Source organism: Paracoccus sp. SCSIO 75233 (assembly GCF_027912675.1).
GTDB lineage: Bacteria > Pseudomonadota > Alphaproteobacteria > Rhodobacterales > Rhodobacteraceae > Paracoccus.
Map to the genome: position 1 here is coordinate 888,559 of NZ_CP115757.1, position 14,192 is coordinate 902,750.

A 14,192-nucleotide genomic window follows, 5' to 3' on the forward strand; every position below is an offset into this window, starting at 1 on the left:
GCTGCCGCAGGGGCAGGGTCACTTCCGGGGATGGGCCTTGCGGTAGACTTCCATCAGATGCGCGTCGTCGACCCCGGTATAGACCTGCGTGGTCGCAAGGCTGGCATGGCCGAGCAGTTCCTGAATGCTGCGCAGATCGCCGCCCGCCGACAGCAGATGTGTGGCGAAGCTGTGGCGCATGGCGTGGGGGGTGGCGCTTGGCGGCAGGCCGAGCGCCTGTCGCATCTGGACCATCGCCTTTTCAAACACCCCGGCACGCAGCGGGCCGCCGCGCTTGCCGCGAAACAGCGGGGCGTCGGGTTCGGATGGCCACGGGCAGAGGCGCAGATATTCGGCGATGGCTTCCCGCGTGACGGGCAGGACCGGGACCATACGCTCGCGCCCGCCCTTGCCGGTGATCCTCAGCGCCTCGCCAAGCGGCCAGTCACGCCCCTGAAGCGACAGCGCCTCCGATATGCGCAGGCCACAGCCGTAAAGCAGGGTCAGCACGGCGGCATCGCGGGCGGCGATCCAGGGTTCGGGGTGATGGGTGCCGGCGTAGTCCAGCAGGTCCCGCGCCTGATCCCGCGCAAGCGGGCGGGGCAGGGAGCGCTGATATTTCGGGCTGCGGGCCGAGAGCGCGGCGGAGAGGTCATATCCCTCCCGATCCGAGATCCAGCGCAGGAAGCTGCGCACGGCGGACAGCCTGCGGGCCAGCGACCGGGCCGACAGGCCGCGCGCCCGCTCGGCTGCGGCGAATGCGCGCATATCCGGTTGTTTCAGCGCGGCCAGCGATTTCGGCGTCGCAGGCTGGCCGTTATAGCCGCCGAGGAAGGACAGAAAGGCAATCGTGTCGTCGCGATAGGCGGTGATTGTGTGGGGCGAGCGGTCGCGGGTGCCCGCCTCCACCTCCAGCCAGAGCGCCAGCGCATCCGCCATCGCGGGGGCAAGCGCGAGCGGCTGGCTCATTCCTCCAGCCAGCGAAGCAGGACCAGCCGGAAGCTTTGCCCGAAGAAGCGCAGCAGATCGGTGCCATGCGCGGCGGAAAACCGCCCCGGCTCGGCAGAGCCCATCAGCAGCAGTGCGGGCATCCGGGTCGGGCCGAGATCGATCGGGATCAGGGCTTCGGAGGCCACCTCTGCCCCGTGCAGGCCGGAACAGATCTGGGTGGCGCGGCGCAGGATCACCTCGCCCGATTGCTGGCCGCGGCGGCCTGCGGCGATGGCGCGGCTGACCGTGCCTTCCGGCACCATCGTCAACGGCCCGCCAAGCTCCGGCGCGCCTTCCTTGGTCGCGGTTTCCATGACCAGCACCAGCGTGTCGACGCGCAGTATATCGGCCAGATCGGCCTGCATATTGTCGAGGAAATCGTCAAAGCTGACCGGCTGAAGCAGTGACAGCACGGCGCGATGAATGGTGTTCATCCCCGACTGGTTTTCATAGGCAGCGGCGATGACGTTTTCATGCGCCGCTTCCAGACGGTCCAGCCGCGCCTCAAGCGCCGTCATGGCGCGGCCGCGAATGTCGATGACATTCGCGCCGACGCCGTCCTCATGCGCGCCGACAATGGCGCGCATCAGATCGCGGTCCATCAGGATCGCACTGGGATCGTCCAGCAGGGCCTGACGCTGTTCCGGGCTGAGGCCGGTTTCCGTCATTGCCCGATCTTCTGGCCGGTTTTCGCCCAATCGGCATTGAACTGCGCCAGACCCTTATCGGTCAGCGGATGGTTTGCCATCGACTTGATGACCGCGGGCGGGGCGGTGATGACATCGGCACCGATCCGGCCTGCCTCGACAATATGGTTCACGGAGCGGATGGAGGCGCCGAGGATCTGCGTCTCATACCCGTAATTGTCGTAGATTTCGCGGATATCGGCGATCAGCTCCATCCCGTCCAGATGGATGTCGTCCAGACGACCGATGAACGGGCTGATGAAGGTCGCACCGGCTTTCGCGGCCAGGATCGCCTGCGCCGGAGAGAAGCAGAGCGTCACGTTGACCATATGGCCGTCATCGGCGAAGGCGCGGCAGGCCCGCAGCCCGTCCCAGGTCAGCGGAACCTTGATGGCGATGTTCGGTGCGATCTCGGCAAGGATCTTGCCTTCGCGGATCATGTCGTCGGCTTTTTCGGCCACGACTTCGGCAGAGACGGGGCCATCGACCATCTCGCAGATCTCGCGGGTGACCTCGGTAATGTCGCGGCCGGATTTGAGGATCAGCGACGGGTTGGTGGTCACGCCATCGACCATGCCCAGATCGTTCAGTTCGCGGATCGCATCGACATCGGCGGTATCAACAAAGAATTTCATGGTGCTCTCCAGATTTGCGTTGGCCGAGTGATAGCGCAATCTGTCCCGCACAGGAAGGTGTCGGCGCTTGTTTTTCGCGCCCGGACGGGCCAAGTCTGCGGGACTTCGCGAGAGGGCAGGATTTGGGGTTTTACGAACAGGGCCAGCGCATCGGGGTCATGACGACGGAGCCGGTCGGTCTGCTTGACTATCTGGCACCCGATGGCGGGGTGACCGAGGGGCAGGTGGTGATCTGTCCGCTGGGTCCGCGCCGGGTCATGGGTGTGGTCTGGGGGCCGGGCGAAGGGTCGTTCGATCTGGCCAGGCTGCGCCCGGTCGTGCGCGCGGTCGATGCGGCGCCGCTGTCGGCTGAGTTGCGGGAGTTTCTGACGCGGGCGGCGGAGTATACGCTGACGCCGATGCCCGCGATGCTGCGCATGGCGATGCGCGCCCCGGATCTGGGCAAGCCGCCCGCCGAGCGCAAGATCATCCATCGTGCCGGGCCGGAGCCGTCGCGGATGACGGAGGCGCGGTCGGCTGTCCTGCGGGTGCTGGACGATCACGGCGGGGCGGGGTTTGCACCGGGGGAGCTGGCGCAGCTGGCCGGGGTCGGTGCGGGCGTGGTCAAGGGGCTGGTGGCGGCGGGAACGCTGGTCGAGGTGACGGCACCACGCGATACGCCCTATCCACGGCTTGACCCCGATCTGCCGGGCAAGCTGCTCGCCCCCGATCAGGCGGCAGCGGCAGCGGCGCTCAGCGTCGCGGTCGGCACTGGCAGCTATGGGACGACGCTGCTGCGGGGGGTGACCGGTTCCGGCAAGACCGAGGTTTATCTGGAGGCGGTCGCGGCCTGTCTGCGTGCCGGGCGGCAGGCGCTCGTGCTGCTGCCGGAGATTGCGCTGTCGGCGGAGTTCCTCGACCGGGTGGAGGCGCGGTTCGGTGCGCGCCCCGGCGAATGGCATTCCGGGATCAGCCGGACGGAGCGGCGGCGGCTGTGGCATATGGCCGGGCAGGGTGAGGTTTCGCTGGTGGTCGGCGCGCGCTCGGCCCTGTTCCTGCCGTTTCGCGATCTGGGGCTGATCGTGGTCGATGAGGAGCATGATTCATCGTATAAACAGGAAGATACGGTTTATTATTCAGCCCGCGATATGGCGGTGCTTCGCGGGGCCGTGGCCTCGGCGCAGGTGGTGCTGGCCTCGGCCACGCCCAGCCTCGAAAGCTGGGTGAATGCGGCGTCGGGGAAATACCACCGGCTGGATCTGCGCGCGCGTTATGGCGAGGCGGAGTTGCCGGAGATGGCGACTGTCGATCTGCGGGCGGAGGATATGCCGGGCGGTCAGTGGATCTCTCCGACGCTGGCAAGCGCGGTCGAGGCACGGCGGGCGCGCGGCGAACAGTCGCTGCTGTTCCTGAACCGCCGGGGCTACGCGCCGGTGACGGTGTGCCGCGCCTGTGGCGAGCAGATCGGCTGTCAGCAATGCGATGCGCGGATGGTGGAGCATCGGTTTCAGAACCGGCTGGTCTGTCACCAATGCGGGGAATCGCGGCCTATTCCGGTTGAATGCCCGTCCTGCGGGGCGGAGGGCAAGCTCGCCCCTGTCGGGCCCGGGGTCGAACGGCTGGCGGAGGAGGTTGCGGCGCGGTTTCCCGATGCCAAGGCGACGGTGCTGTCATCGGATCTGTTCGGCTCAGCCCGCGCGCTGAAGGAGACGATTGCCGAAATTGCCGGGGGTGACACCGACATCATCATCGGCACGCAATTGGTGGCGAAGGGGCATAATTTCCCGCGTCTGACTCTGGTCGGGGTGATCGATGCCGATCTGGGGTTGCAGGGCGCGGATCTGCGCGCTGCCGAGCGGTCGTTTCAGCTGATGCGGCAGGTGGCGGGACGTGCGGGGCGCGTGGCGGGGGCGCGGCCGGGTCTGGCGCTGCTTCAGACCCATCAGCCGGATCATCCGGTGATCCGGGCAATTCTGGCCGGGGATGACGAAGGTTTCTGGGATGCCGAGGCGGCGATGCGCCAGCAGGCTGGCATGCCGCCTTTCGGGCGGCTGGCCGGGATCATCCTGTCGCATCCGGAGGCGGGTGTGGTGACGGAATTCGCGCGGCATCTGGCGGGCCGCGCCGCGCCGATCCGGGAGGCGGGCGCGGAGCTGTGGGGGCCTGCGCCCGCGCCGATCGCGCGCATCCGGGGACGGCACCGGGTGCGGATGCTGATCCGCGCGCCACGTCAGGCGGCGCTACAACGGGCGATCTCCGACTGGCTGGGGCCGGTGAAGCTGCCGGTGAATATGCGGCTGTCGGTGGATATTGATCCGCAGAGTTTTCTTTGAGAGGCGTTATCCCGGCCCGGAATCAAGGGGCGTAGCCCCGCCGGGCAGCGTCCGGCCGCCCCCTCGGGCGGACGCTTTTGTGCCGATCCGTGCTGGACGGTTGTTCAGCGGGGATGCGGGATAAAGCGCAACGCTCGAAGGCCGCAACGTCCACCCGACGGCCAGACGCTGCCCTGTGTTAGGCTTTTGGGGCGATGTGGCGGCGTGCAGGCTTCGCATGTTGGCCGCTGCGACACGCCCGGAATCAAGGCGCGCAGCGCCGCCGGGCAGCGCCCGACCGCCCCAGGGGCGGGCGCTTCTTTGCCGGTCCGTGCCGTGCGGTTGTTCAGCGGGGCTGAGGGATAAAGCGCTTTGCGTGGACTGCTGGATACGCCCGCCCGCGGTCGGGCGCTACCCTGTGTTGATCTGTTTGAGGGAAACCGGAGGGATTGGCTTTTCGCGCTCACAGCGAAGCACTTGGCCCATTGTTAAGCGGTGTTAGCGCCTCTCAGCAAAAAACTCGCGCAATATCGCGCTGCTTTCCGCAGCGGCAATGCCGTCATGGATCTCTGGCCGGTGATGGCATTGGGGGTGGTCGAACACCTTCGCCCCATGCCGTACCCCGCCCATGCGGGGATCATCTGCGCCGAAATACAGCACCTCGATCCGCGCGGCTGAGATGGCGGCGGCGCACATCGGGCAGGGCTCCAGCGTGACCCAGAGGCGATGGCCCGGCAGGCGCTCGCTGCCCAGCAGGGCGCAGGCGTCGCGGATGGCGAGGATCTCGGCATGGGCGGTCGGGTCGTGCAACTCACGCGTGCGGTTGCCGGCGCGGGCGACGATGCGGCCCTCGGGGTTTGTGATCACAGCGCCCACGGGCACCTCGCCCCGCTTGGCGGCGGCGCGGGCTTCTTCCAGTGCGAGCGGCATATGTGAGGTGAAGGCGGTCATATCCTCTTGTCGCGCGGCACGGCATTTCTGGCAAGCGGTGCGGAAGTTCTTTCCTTTGCCGCCGGTTGCGATTAGACAGCGTTTTTTGCCGCAGAGATGCGCCACAGGAGAATCGCCATGACCGACACCCCGAATCCCGAAAAACCCGCAGAAGCTGACCGCATCGCCAAGGTGATTGCGCGTGCAGGCGTGGCCTCGCGCCGTGAGGCGGAGCGCATGATCGTCGAGGGTCGCGTGACCGTGAACGGGCAGAAAATCGACAGCCCGGCGCTTGACGTGCTGCCGTCGGACAGGATTACCGTTGATGGCAAGAAGCTGGAGGACCCGCAGGAGACGCGGCTCTGGCTCTATTACAAGCCGGTCGGGCTGGTCACATCCGAGAGTGACGAGAAGGGGCGGCAGACGGTTTTCGATGCGCTGCCGCGCGATTTGCCACGGGTGATGAGCGTCGGGCGGCTCGACCTGACCTCCGAGGGGCTGCTGCTGCTGACCAATGATGGTGAGTTGAAGCGGCGGCTGGAATTGCCGGAAACCGGCTGGCTGCGCCGCTACCGGGTGCGGGTGAACGGTCAGCCGAACGATCTGACCTTCGATCCGCTGCGCCGTGGTGTGACCATCGAGGGCGAGGAATTCGCCCCGATGGAAATCAAGCTGGACAGCCAGCAGGGCGCGAATGCGTGGCTGACGGTCGGCATCCGCGAAGGCCGCAACCGGGAGATCCGGCGGGCGATGGCCCATGTCGGGTTGCAGGTGAACCGGCTGATCCGCATCGGTTACGGTCCGTTCAAGCTGACCGGGATGGAGGAGAACGAGGTTCGTGAGGTCAAACGCCGGGTGCTGAAGGATCAGCTGGGTGGTTTGCTGACCGGCGAGATGGAGGAAAAGGAACGGCCATTCCGCGCGCGCGGTGCTGATGATGACGAGCGCGGCAGGCGTGGCGATGACCGGCGTGGTGATGACCGGCGGGGCGGTCGTCGTGACGATGAACGCCGCGAGGGCGGGCCGCGCAAATTCGGCGGACGCCGTGGCGACGATACGGGCCGGGATGGCGGCCCGCGTGAGGCGCGCGGCGACCGGAAACCGTTCCGGCGTGATGATGAAGGCGGGCGGAAGCCTTTCGCGCGCCGTGGCGATGGCGAGGGCCGTGGTTTTGGCCGTCGCGATGACGGCGAGCGCAAGCCCTACGGTCGCCGTGACGAGGCGGGCGGCGATGCGCGCGGCGAGCGGAAGCCGTTCCGGCGGGATGATGACGGCGGGCGGAAACCTTTCGCGCGCCGCGGCGATGGCGAGGGTCGCGGTTTTGGCCGTCGCGATGACGGTGAGCGCAGGCCTTACGGTCGCCGGGACGAGGCGGGTGGCGATGCGCGCGGCGAGCGCAAACCCTATGGCCGTCGCGCCGAGGATGGCGAGCGTGGCGAGGGGCGGCGTTTCGAGGGCGGAAAGCCCGAGGGCCGCAAACCGCGCATGAAACGCAAACCCGATGCGCAACCGGCGCGGGACGGGGCTGATCGGGGCGATAGGCCGTTCCGCTCGCGCAGTGATAAACCGTTTGAAAAGCGCGGCGAGCGTCCTCGGGGTGATGGACCGCGCAGCAATGGACCGCGTGGTGATGGGCCTCGCGGCGACAAGCCCTTCGGCAAGCGCGGCGACCGCCCGCGTGGTGACGGGCCCCGTGGGGACGGTCCGCGCAGTGACAGACCCCGCGGCGAGGGTGCGGGCAATGGGCCGCGCAGTTTCCGGGATCGTGATGGGTTCAAGTCCAGCGGTCCGGGACCGAAGCGCGGCGGCAAGCCCGGCGACCGGCCGCGTTCCGGTAAGCCCGGAGGGACCGGCAAGCCCGGCGGCGGATTCGCGCGCCCGGGCGGCGGGCGACCGGGCGGGACTGGCCCGAAAGGGCCCCGCAGGCCGAAAGACTGATCTCAGCCCGCAGGAATGGCGGGTGGCTTACTTGGTCAGGATCAGCTTACCGGCACGGGTGATGCGCAGGTTATAAACCTGATCGTTCAATGCGATCAGGGCCTGATTGCCGCCCTTTGTCAGCTCAATAGCTTCGTGGACGGGCAGATTATTCACCGGGGTGATACCGGCGCGGTCGAACTCGGCTGGGCGGGTCGCAGTCATCGCGTTTCCTTTCTAAGTACCTGTCGACGCTAAACTGCGTGACCCTGCGTCCGATGTCAAAGTATTTTTGTTGGAAATTAATTTTCCGCGCTGATACAGGCGGAAATCGCCCGTCCGATTTCTGTCAGGACATTGTTATAAAGGTCTTTTCCTGCCGGGAGGCCGAGGCCCGAGGGCGATAGCGGCGCACCGACGGCAAGCCCGGTCCCCTCAATCGCCGATTCGATCATGCGCGGTGGCTGGTTGACCTCCGGGAATGCGCAGAGGGCGTCCGAGGCTGCGATCTCGGCCTGAACGTCGCGCAGCCGCGCGGCGGACGGGGATGTGGCGTCGCCCAGCGAGACGGCGATGGCGTCGGGCAGATCAAAGCTCTCGGTGAAATAGCCATAGGCGTCATGAAGCACGACAATCGGCTTGTCGCGGGCCGGGGTCAGTGTGTCGCGAATGGCGGTGATGTCCGTCTCCAGTGCGGAAATGGCGCTGGCGGCGTTGGCGCTGTAGGTTTCGGCATTCTGCGGATCGGCGGTTGCGAGCCTGTCCGCTATGGCGTTGAGCCAGTAGGCGCCGTTTTCCGGGTCCAGCCACGCATGGGGATCGGTGCCGTCATGGCTGTGATCGTGGTGGTCTTCTGCATGATCGTGATCGTGATCATCTGCGTCATCGTCCTCGAATGAGCGCAGATGCGTGCCGGGAAGGTGCAGCAGCGACAGGCTGCTTGCCGGGTCACGCTGTTCCGCCGCACGGGTCAGCCACGGTGTCAGCTCCGGGCCGACCCAGATCAGCAGATCCGCATCGTCAAGCGCCCGGGCCTGTGAGGGCCGAAGCTGGAAATCATGGGGATCGCTGCCTTCGTCGAGCAGCAATTCAACCGTGCCCAGATCGCCCAGCACCTGCTGGATGAGCGATGCGGTGACGGGCATGTCGGCGAGGATCTGCGGCGGCTCTGCTGCGACGGGTGATGCCGTCAGGCTGAGGGTGAAGAAACCGGCGAGAACGGGGCGGGTGAGGTGCATGTGAGGTCTTCCTTGTGAAACTCGCGGGAAACTGTATGTAATAACATAACAGGTCAAGAGGAATGTTATATCATAACATGGAAAAAGCATTCGAACGCCACGATCACAGCGAATGCGCCGGTCAGGCGCTGGCCCGCGCCGATGAATTGGCGGCGGCGCAAGGGCTGCGTCTGACGCCGGTGCGCCGTCGGGTTCTGGAGATATTGCTCGAGGGCCATCGGGCGCTTGGCGCATATGAGGTGCTGGAGCGGCTTGCGGCGGAGGGGTTGGGCAAGCAGCCGCCGGTCGCCTATCGCGCGCTTGAGTTCCTTGTGGAACACGGGCTGGCGCATCGGGTGCAGCGGCTGAACGCCTTTACCGCCTGTCAGGCGCATCATGACGCGGGTGCGCCCCCGGCCTTTCTGATCTGCCGCGAATGCCAGAGTGTGGCGGAGCTGGATGCAGCGGCGCTGCGCGAGAGCATGGCGCAGCAGGCCGCGCCCTCAGGGTTCCGGCTGGAGCGTGCAACTTTCGAGGCGCTCGGGCTGTGCAGCGCCTGTGCGGAGGCGGGATGATGGCGGCTTTGATTACGGCGCGCGGGCTGACCGTCCGTCATCCGGGCGCGGATGTGCCGATCCTTCAGAATGTGGATTTTCAGATTTCCCCCGGTGAGATCGTCACCGTGGTCGGCCCGAACGGGTCCGGCAAATCGACGCTGGTGCGCGCCGTTCTGGGCCATGTCGCGACCGAGGCGGGGGAGGTGATGCGCAAGCCGGGGCTGCGTATCGGCTATGTCCCGCAGCGGGTTCATGTCGATGATCGCATCCCGATGCGGGTGCGGCGCTTCATGTCATTGCCGCGCCGGGTCAGCGATGCGGAGGCCTCGGCGGCGCTGGCGCGGACCGGGGTGGACGGGTTGCAGAACCGCCAGATCACCCGGCTGTCGGGCGGGCAGTTCCAGCGCGTCCTGCTGTCGCGGGCGCTGCTGCATACGCCCGAATTGCTGGTTCTGGACGAGCCGACGCAGGGGCTGGATCAGCCGGGGATCGTCGCCTTCTATCAGTTGATCGAAGACATCCGGCGCGAGACCGGGGCGGCGGTTCTGATGGTCAGCCACGATTTGCTAGTGGTGATGCGGGCCTCGGACCATGTCATCTGCCTGAACGGGCATGTCTGCTGCCACGGCACCCCGCAGGCGGTCAGCGAGGCACCAGAATATCAGGCGTTATTCGGCGCGGATTCGGCGCAGACGCTGGCGCTTTACCGTCATCACCACGACCACGATCACGGTCATATCCACGGCGAGGCGCATGACCATGCTGGATGATTTCATGATCCGCGCCCTGCTGGCCGGGCTGGGCGTCGTGCTGGCAGCGGGACCGCTGGGCTGTTTCGTGGTCTGGCGGCGGATGGCCTATTTCGGGGATGCGACGGCCCATGCCGCGATCCTCGGTGTCGCGCTGAGCATTGCGGTATCGGCCCCGGTCTATGTCGGGACGCTGGCCGTCGCCTTGGCCATGGGTTGGTTTGTCGCCCATCTGGCCGGGCGGGGCGAGGCGGTTGATACGGCGCTTGGGGTGCTGGCGCATGGGGCGCTGGCTTTCGGGCTGGTGGCTGCGAGCTTCGTGCCGGGGCTGCGCAGCGATCTGAATATCTGGCTGTTCGGTGATATTCTGATGGTGCAGCGCGGCGATCTGGTCTGGGTCTGGACCGGCGCGCTGCTGGTTTTGGCGCTGCTGATCTGGCGCTGGCAGGGGATGGTGACGGCCACGGTGAATGAGGAACTGGCGATGGCCTCGGGCATCTCTCCGGCGCGGGAAAGGCTGATCCTGACGCTTGCGATGGCGGTGACCGTGGCAATCGCGATTCGAGTGGTTGGGGCGCTTCTGGTGTCGGCGCTGATGGTGATTCCGGCGGCCAGCGCGCGGCCGATTGCACGCAATCCGGAACACATGGCTGTGATTGCGACGCTGATCGGCGCGGTTTCCGTAGCGTCAGGACTGGTTGCGAGCCTGTTGGCCGATACCCCGGCAGGCCCGTCGATCATCGCGTCCTCCGCAGTTATTTTCCTGTGTATGCTGGGCCTGCGGCGGGTTTCTGCCTAGCCTTGATATAGGGCAATGGCGGGACGGGGCCGGTAATCGCGGGGCAATGCGCATTATGTTGTGAAATATGCAACAGTTCACACAAAGCCGCGCTTCATTAGGATTAATCCTGCTTTCAAACCACTGCGTATTGTGAGACTGTCGCTGCGATGCTGCTTTGAACGGCAGCTTTCACAAGACCAAACGGAGCATGATCATGACCAAATTTGCTACCTTCGCTGCGGCCCTGGGCCTCACCGCTTCTTCGGCTCTGGCCGGCGGCTATGTTGAACCCGTTGTTGAAGTCGAGCCGGTTGTCGTTGACGCCGCTGAGCCGGCTTCCTCGAACGCTGGCCTGGTTGTCCCGGCCCTGCTGCTGCTCGGCGTTATCGCCGCTGTCGCTTCGGACGACGACGACGACTCGTAATCGCTGTCCGAAAGGACTTGATTGCGAAGGGCTGGCCATTGGTCAGCCCTTTTCCTTTTGGCGGTCCTTCTTTCTTGGCAAGGATGTGCTGCCGGCCCGATCCGTTTTCGCGATACGGTCATGATAAAATACAAAGGGCGCCGGTCTTACGACGGGCGCCCTTGTCATTCCTGTGATTGCGACCCTGTCAGGGACGGATGGTCTGGATCGTGGCATACCCCAGATCCGGGCTGATCCACTGGCGCGACACCGGGATCTGACCCGACGGTGACACCAGATAGCTGTTCTGCACCGACACGCCGCCCGCCTCACAGCTTTCAACCATCTGCGTGGCCGACCAGTTGCGCCCGGCGAAAGCGAAGCTTTTGGTTTCGCCCGAAGCGACCGTACAGCTCATCGGCAGCGGGCGCTCGACCGAGTCCCCGCCGATATAGCGATTGGTGCGGCTGGCGTTGCCCGAACGGCGGGAGCGGATCAGGGCGGCGGAATTCCCCGCCTCGGCGACGGAGAGGTCATTGCCCAGCCCCTTGGTGCCGATCAGCATACCGTTGCGCATGATCAACGCCTGCTCGTTCGGCGTCATATAGGTGCGCATCCCGTTGTTTTCGCCCACCATCGCCATCACCTGTGTGGCGCCGGTGCTTTCCAGATTGACCAGGATCAGCGGCGCCGGGTTCGCGGCGAGCGCGCGGGCGGCCATCTCCTCGGCCGTGCGGGGGGCGGCGGCTGCCTGTTGGCCGCCATCGCCGCCACCTGTCACCCGCGACAGGGCCGGGGCCGCTGTCTGGCGGAGTTGTCCGAGGACGGTGTTATCCGCCTCCTGATCCGGCGAGCCGCAGGCGGTCAGTGCCAATGCAGCGGCAGCAAGCGCCAGCCCGGTCTTGATTACGCGAGTCATCGCCAGAATTTCCCCCATCCGTCGTAAAGTTCTCCAGTGTGGCTGTCGCGGACCGCGTTATACAGCCGTCCGTCCACGCGCAGCCGCGCCCCGCCGTCGCGTGAAAGCGAGCGGATATCGGCCTTGACCGTTTTCGTCGATGGCGTGCCGGTGGCCCAGTTCAACGGGATCGAGATCAGGACGCCCTTGTCGAAGGAGCCCTCGCCGAATTCTTCCTCGCTGAGATCGGTCTTGGTGGCATAGGCACCGATGCGCCAGCCATTCTCGAACTCGCGATGCAGCGTGACCGTCGCGCCGACATCTCCGGCGAGATATTTGCCCGCGTCGAGCTGTCCCCAAACGCCGCCGCCGAAGTCGTAATAGGCGGAGACATGGCCCGTGGTGACCTCATAGTCGCGGAACTTGAAGAGCTGGTCGAAATCGCGCTTGCGGACGCGGTTGACCTCGACGCCGAGTGCGAGCCGGCTATCGACCGGCTTCCACAGCGCCTCTGCCGAGATGCCGCCATAGGCGCGTTCGATCAGGCCGACCGTGACCCGGCTATAGGTGGTCGGCGTCGGCTTGGCGTACCAGGCCAGCGTCAGTTCCGGGATAAACGGGTCGCTGTTGCCGGAATACATGCGCCCGTCAGAGCGGACGCGCGGCACGCCCGCTTCGTTGGTGTCGCTGCCATCGGCGAGATATTCCGCCGGGGTAAGCTCATCCGGTGCCTCCTGATCGGCGGAACCGACGAGGCGTTGGCGCAGCGATCCCGACAGGACCAGACCCGGACGGATTTCATAACGCGCCTTGGCTTCGGCACCGAGTTCGTAGCGCCAGGACTCGTCGGGATCCCAAAGCCCAAGGCTGGCGAAGGGCCGCAGGCTCCAGGAGAATTTCGGATACAGCCCCTCGGTCATGACCAGATCGCCGGGGCGGGGATCGGCGTTCAGGATTTGTGCTTCCTGCGCGATCCGGGCAGCGGCGGTGTTTTCCAGACGCTCGATGTCGGAGCGCTGCAACACGACCGACGATGCCGGCATGCCGGATTCGATCGATGTTATGACGAAGGTTTCGACCGAAGGGGGCAGGGCACGGGTCATCAGCCGAGCGGTGCGGCCAATCGCCTCGGGCTGGAGATTGTAACGGCCATTGCGGATCCGAACCTCGGCCCGGTTGGCGGACAGCGCAAGGGATTCCAGCGTCTGCCCCTCATTGGCGAGCGCCTTGCTGAGTGCGTTCTGGATCACCGGCCGCGCGGTCGCATCGGCGGTCCATGCGCCCGACCAGCCGTCAGGATCGGCCGACGGCGCGGGCCGCGGGCGGACGGGTGCCGGTGCCGGTTCAAGCCCGGAGGGGAATTGCGATTCCCGTGCGTTCAGCGCCACCGAGCCGCGAATGCCGAAGACCTCTCCGCCGACGGTATAGGCCCCGACCTGATAGACATCGCCGATCTTGTAATTGACGCCGAGATTCCATTTCGCGTCCGGTGCATCCGCGCCGCCGCCCTCGACCTCCGGCTGATAGTCGTCATGCGAATATTCGGCCAGGAGCGAAAGGTTATCCGTCGCCTGCCACTCGACCGAGGCGAAGGGTTTGGCGTCGCCGGTAAACCAGTCATCGACGTTCGGCTTGCCGCCCTCGTCGGTGTAGTCGGTGCGCCGCCATGCACCTGCCAGCCGGCCCCAGCCGACGCCGCCCGTCACACGCAGTCGCGGCGACAGGGATTTGGTGGCGACGATATATTCGCTGGAATAAACCCCGGTTCCCATGAAGTCGCGCAGGCCCACGGCCAGGGCGGGTTGCCAGCCCTGAGCTTCGTTCAGAAGCTGGTATTGCAGATCGAAGCTGCGGTCCTTCAGCGCGTCGCGCTTGGTGTCGATCCCCTCGATCTTGGAATAGCGCAGGGTCGTGGTCAGGCGGGGGACCGGCTGAAAGCTCATGGTCAGGCGGCGACCGTAATCGCTGTAGCTGATCGTGCCGACGAGTTCGGCCTCGGGCAGGGGGGCTGCGATCGGTGTGTCGATTGCGCCGGGCATGCCGTAGCTGTTGAGTGTCTGGCCCTGCGACTGCGACGCCCCACCCAGTGCCGTGACCGAAGCGGTCAGCAGCGCTGTGGAGGTCATAAGCAGCGGGCGGAGATGGCTGCGCATGGATGT

Annotated in this window: 14 protein-coding genes; 6 read left to right on the plus strand and 8 right to left on the minus strand. The window is 66.1% G+C overall.

The window, feature by feature from the left end; translation table 11 throughout:
- Positions 1–18: 18 nt before the first annotated feature.
- The 3 genes from PAF12_RS04275 to fsa are packed head-to-tail and all read right to left on the minus strand — an operon-like array spanning position 19 to position 2,290.
- Positions 19–948 (minus strand): tyrosine recombinase XerC, encoded by a 930-nt coding sequence (locus PAF12_RS04275; protein ID WP_271108764.1) that lies wholly within the window; start codon positions 946–948, stop codon positions 19–21.
- Entirely contained in the window at positions 945–1,637 is a 693-nt protein-coding gene (locus PAF12_RS04280; RefSeq protein WP_271108765.1) for a DUF484 family protein, read from the minus strand. The genes PAF12_RS04275 and PAF12_RS04280 overlap by 4 nt, the downstream gene beginning before the upstream one ends.
- Positions 1,634–2,290 carry a fructose-6-phosphate aldolase gene (gene fsa, locus PAF12_RS04285; RefSeq protein ID WP_271108766.1) on the minus strand — a complete coding sequence of 219 codons (657 nt, stop codon included), beginning with the start codon at positions 2,288–2,290 and terminating at the stop codon, positions 1,634–1,636. The genes PAF12_RS04280 and fsa overlap by 4 nt, the downstream gene beginning before the upstream one ends.
- 122 nt (positions 2,291–2,412) lie before the next feature.
- Between fsa and PAF12_RS04290 the strand changes: the two genes are divergently transcribed.
- Positions 2,413–4,602 carry a primosomal protein N' gene (locus tag PAF12_RS04290; protein ID WP_271108767.1) on the plus strand — a complete coding sequence of 730 codons (2,190 nt, stop codon included), beginning with the start codon at positions 2,413–2,415 and terminating at the stop codon, positions 4,600–4,602.
- Positions 4,603–5,079: 477 nt separating this feature from the next.
- Here the strand turns inward: PAF12_RS04290 and PAF12_RS04295 are convergent, their stop codons facing one another.
- The gene (locus PAF12_RS04295; protein ID WP_271108768.1) at positions 5,080–5,532 is read right to left on the minus strand and encodes a nucleoside deaminase; all 453 of its coding nucleotides are present in this window, start codon (positions 5,530–5,532) and stop codon (positions 5,080–5,082) included.
- Positions 5,533–5,649: 117 nt separating this feature from the next.
- On the opposite strand from PAF12_RS04295, the gene PAF12_RS04300 reads away from it, so the two are divergent.
- Positions 5,650–7,449: a pseudouridine synthase gene (locus PAF12_RS04300; protein WP_271108769.1), complete on the plus strand. Its 1,800-nt coding sequence runs from the start codon at positions 5,650–5,652 to the stop codon at positions 7,447–7,449.
- Between the two features lie 27 nt (positions 7,450–7,476).
- On the opposite strand, the gene hemP is transcribed toward PAF12_RS04300, so the two are convergent.
- On the minus strand, positions 7,477–7,653 hold the full coding sequence (gene hemP, locus PAF12_RS04305) for a hemin uptake protein HemP (protein WP_271108770.1): 177 nt from the start codon (positions 7,651–7,653) through the stop codon (positions 7,477–7,479).
- A 77-nt stretch (positions 7,654–7,730) separates the two neighbouring features.
- Positions 7,731–8,666 carry a zinc ABC transporter substrate-binding protein gene (locus PAF12_RS04310; RefSeq protein ID WP_271108771.1) on the minus strand — a complete coding sequence of 312 codons (936 nt, stop codon included), beginning with the start codon at positions 8,664–8,666 and terminating at the stop codon, positions 7,731–7,733.
- A 77-nt stretch (positions 8,667–8,743) separates the two neighbouring features.
- On the opposite strand from PAF12_RS04310, the gene PAF12_RS04315 reads away from it, so the two are divergent.
- The 4 genes from PAF12_RS04315 to PAF12_RS04330 all read left to right on the plus strand — a co-directional run bounded on the left by PAF12_RS04315 (position 8,744) and on the right by PAF12_RS04330 (position 11,156).
- Positions 8,744–9,220 (plus strand): Fur family transcriptional regulator, encoded by a 477-nt coding sequence (locus PAF12_RS04315; protein WP_271108772.1) that lies wholly within the window; start codon positions 8,744–8,746, stop codon positions 9,218–9,220.
- Positions 9,220–9,972 carry a metal ABC transporter ATP-binding protein gene (locus tag PAF12_RS04320; protein WP_271108773.1) on the plus strand — a complete coding sequence of 251 codons (753 nt, stop codon included), beginning with the start codon at positions 9,220–9,222 and terminating at the stop codon, positions 9,970–9,972. The genes PAF12_RS04315 and PAF12_RS04320 overlap by 1 nt, the downstream gene beginning before the upstream one ends.
- Entirely contained in the window at positions 9,962–10,750 is a 789-nt protein-coding gene (locus PAF12_RS04325) for a metal ABC transporter permease (RefSeq protein WP_271109644.1), read from the plus strand. Before PAF12_RS04320 ends, PAF12_RS04325 begins: the two co-directional genes overlap by 11 nt.
- 190 nt (positions 10,751–10,940) lie before the next feature.
- Entirely contained in the window at positions 10,941–11,156 is a 216-nt protein-coding gene (locus PAF12_RS04330) for a hypothetical protein (protein WP_271108774.1), read from the plus strand.
- 187 nt (positions 11,157–11,343) lie between these two features.
- Here the strand turns inward: PAF12_RS04330 and PAF12_RS04335 are convergent, their stop codons facing one another.
- Both PAF12_RS04335 and PAF12_RS04340 read right to left on the minus strand, forming a co-directional pair.
- The gene (locus PAF12_RS04335; protein ID WP_271108775.1) at positions 11,344–12,054 is read right to left on the minus strand and encodes a YjbF family lipoprotein; all 711 of its coding nucleotides are present in this window, start codon (positions 12,052–12,054) and stop codon (positions 11,344–11,346) included.
- Complete coding sequence (locus PAF12_RS04340; protein WP_271108776.1) at positions 12,051–14,186, minus strand: YjbH domain-containing protein; 2,136 nt, start codon at positions 14,184–14,186, stop codon at positions 12,051–12,053. Before PAF12_RS04340 ends, PAF12_RS04335 begins: the two co-directional genes overlap by 4 nt.
- Positions 14,187–14,192: the final 6 nt, after the last annotated feature.

Coding starts and splice junctions, on each gene's coding strand:
- PAF12_RS04325 (WP_271109644.1), top strand. CDS start 9,962: ATGCTGGATGATTTCATGATCCGCGCCCTGCTGGCCGGGCTGGGCGTC.
- fsa (WP_271108766.1), bottom strand. CDS start 2,290: ATGAAATTCTTTGTTGATACCGCCGATGTCGATGCGATCCGCGAACTG.
- PAF12_RS04300 (WP_271108769.1), top strand. CDS start 5,650: ATGACCGACACCCCGAATCCCGAAAAACCCGCAGAAGCTGACCGCATC.
- PAF12_RS04340 (WP_271108776.1), bottom strand. CDS start 14,186: ATGCGCAGCCATCTCCGCCCGCTGCTTATGACCTCCACAGCGCTGCTG.
- PAF12_RS04280 (WP_271108765.1), bottom strand. CDS start 1,637: ATGACGGAAACCGGCCTCAGCCCGGAACAGCGTCAGGCCCTGCTGGAC.
- PAF12_RS04330 (WP_271108774.1), top strand. CDS start 10,941: ATGATCATGACCAAATTTGCTACCTTCGCTGCGGCCCTGGGCCTCACC.
- PAF12_RS04275 (WP_271108764.1), bottom strand. CDS start 948: ATGAGCCAGCCGCTCGCGCTTGCCCCCGCGATGGCGGATGCGCTGGCG.
- PAF12_RS04315 (WP_271108772.1), top strand. CDS start 8,744: ATGGAAAAAGCATTCGAACGCCACGATCACAGCGAATGCGCCGGTCAG.
- PAF12_RS04335 (WP_271108775.1), bottom strand. CDS start 12,054: ATGACTCGCGTAATCAAGACCGGGCTGGCGCTTGCTGCCGCTGCATTG.
- PAF12_RS04295 (WP_271108768.1), bottom strand. CDS start 5,532: ATGACCGCCTTCACCTCACATATGCCGCTCGCACTGGAAGAAGCCCGC.
- PAF12_RS04310 (WP_271108771.1), bottom strand. CDS start 8,666: ATGCACCTCACCCGCCCCGTTCTCGCCGGTTTCTTCACCCTCAGCCTG.
- hemP (WP_271108770.1), bottom strand. CDS start 7,653: ATGACTGCGACCCGCCCAGCCGAGTTCGACCGCGCCGGTATCACCCCG.
- PAF12_RS04320 (WP_271108773.1), top strand. CDS start 9,220: ATGGCGGCTTTGATTACGGCGCGCGGGCTGACCGTCCGTCATCCGGGC.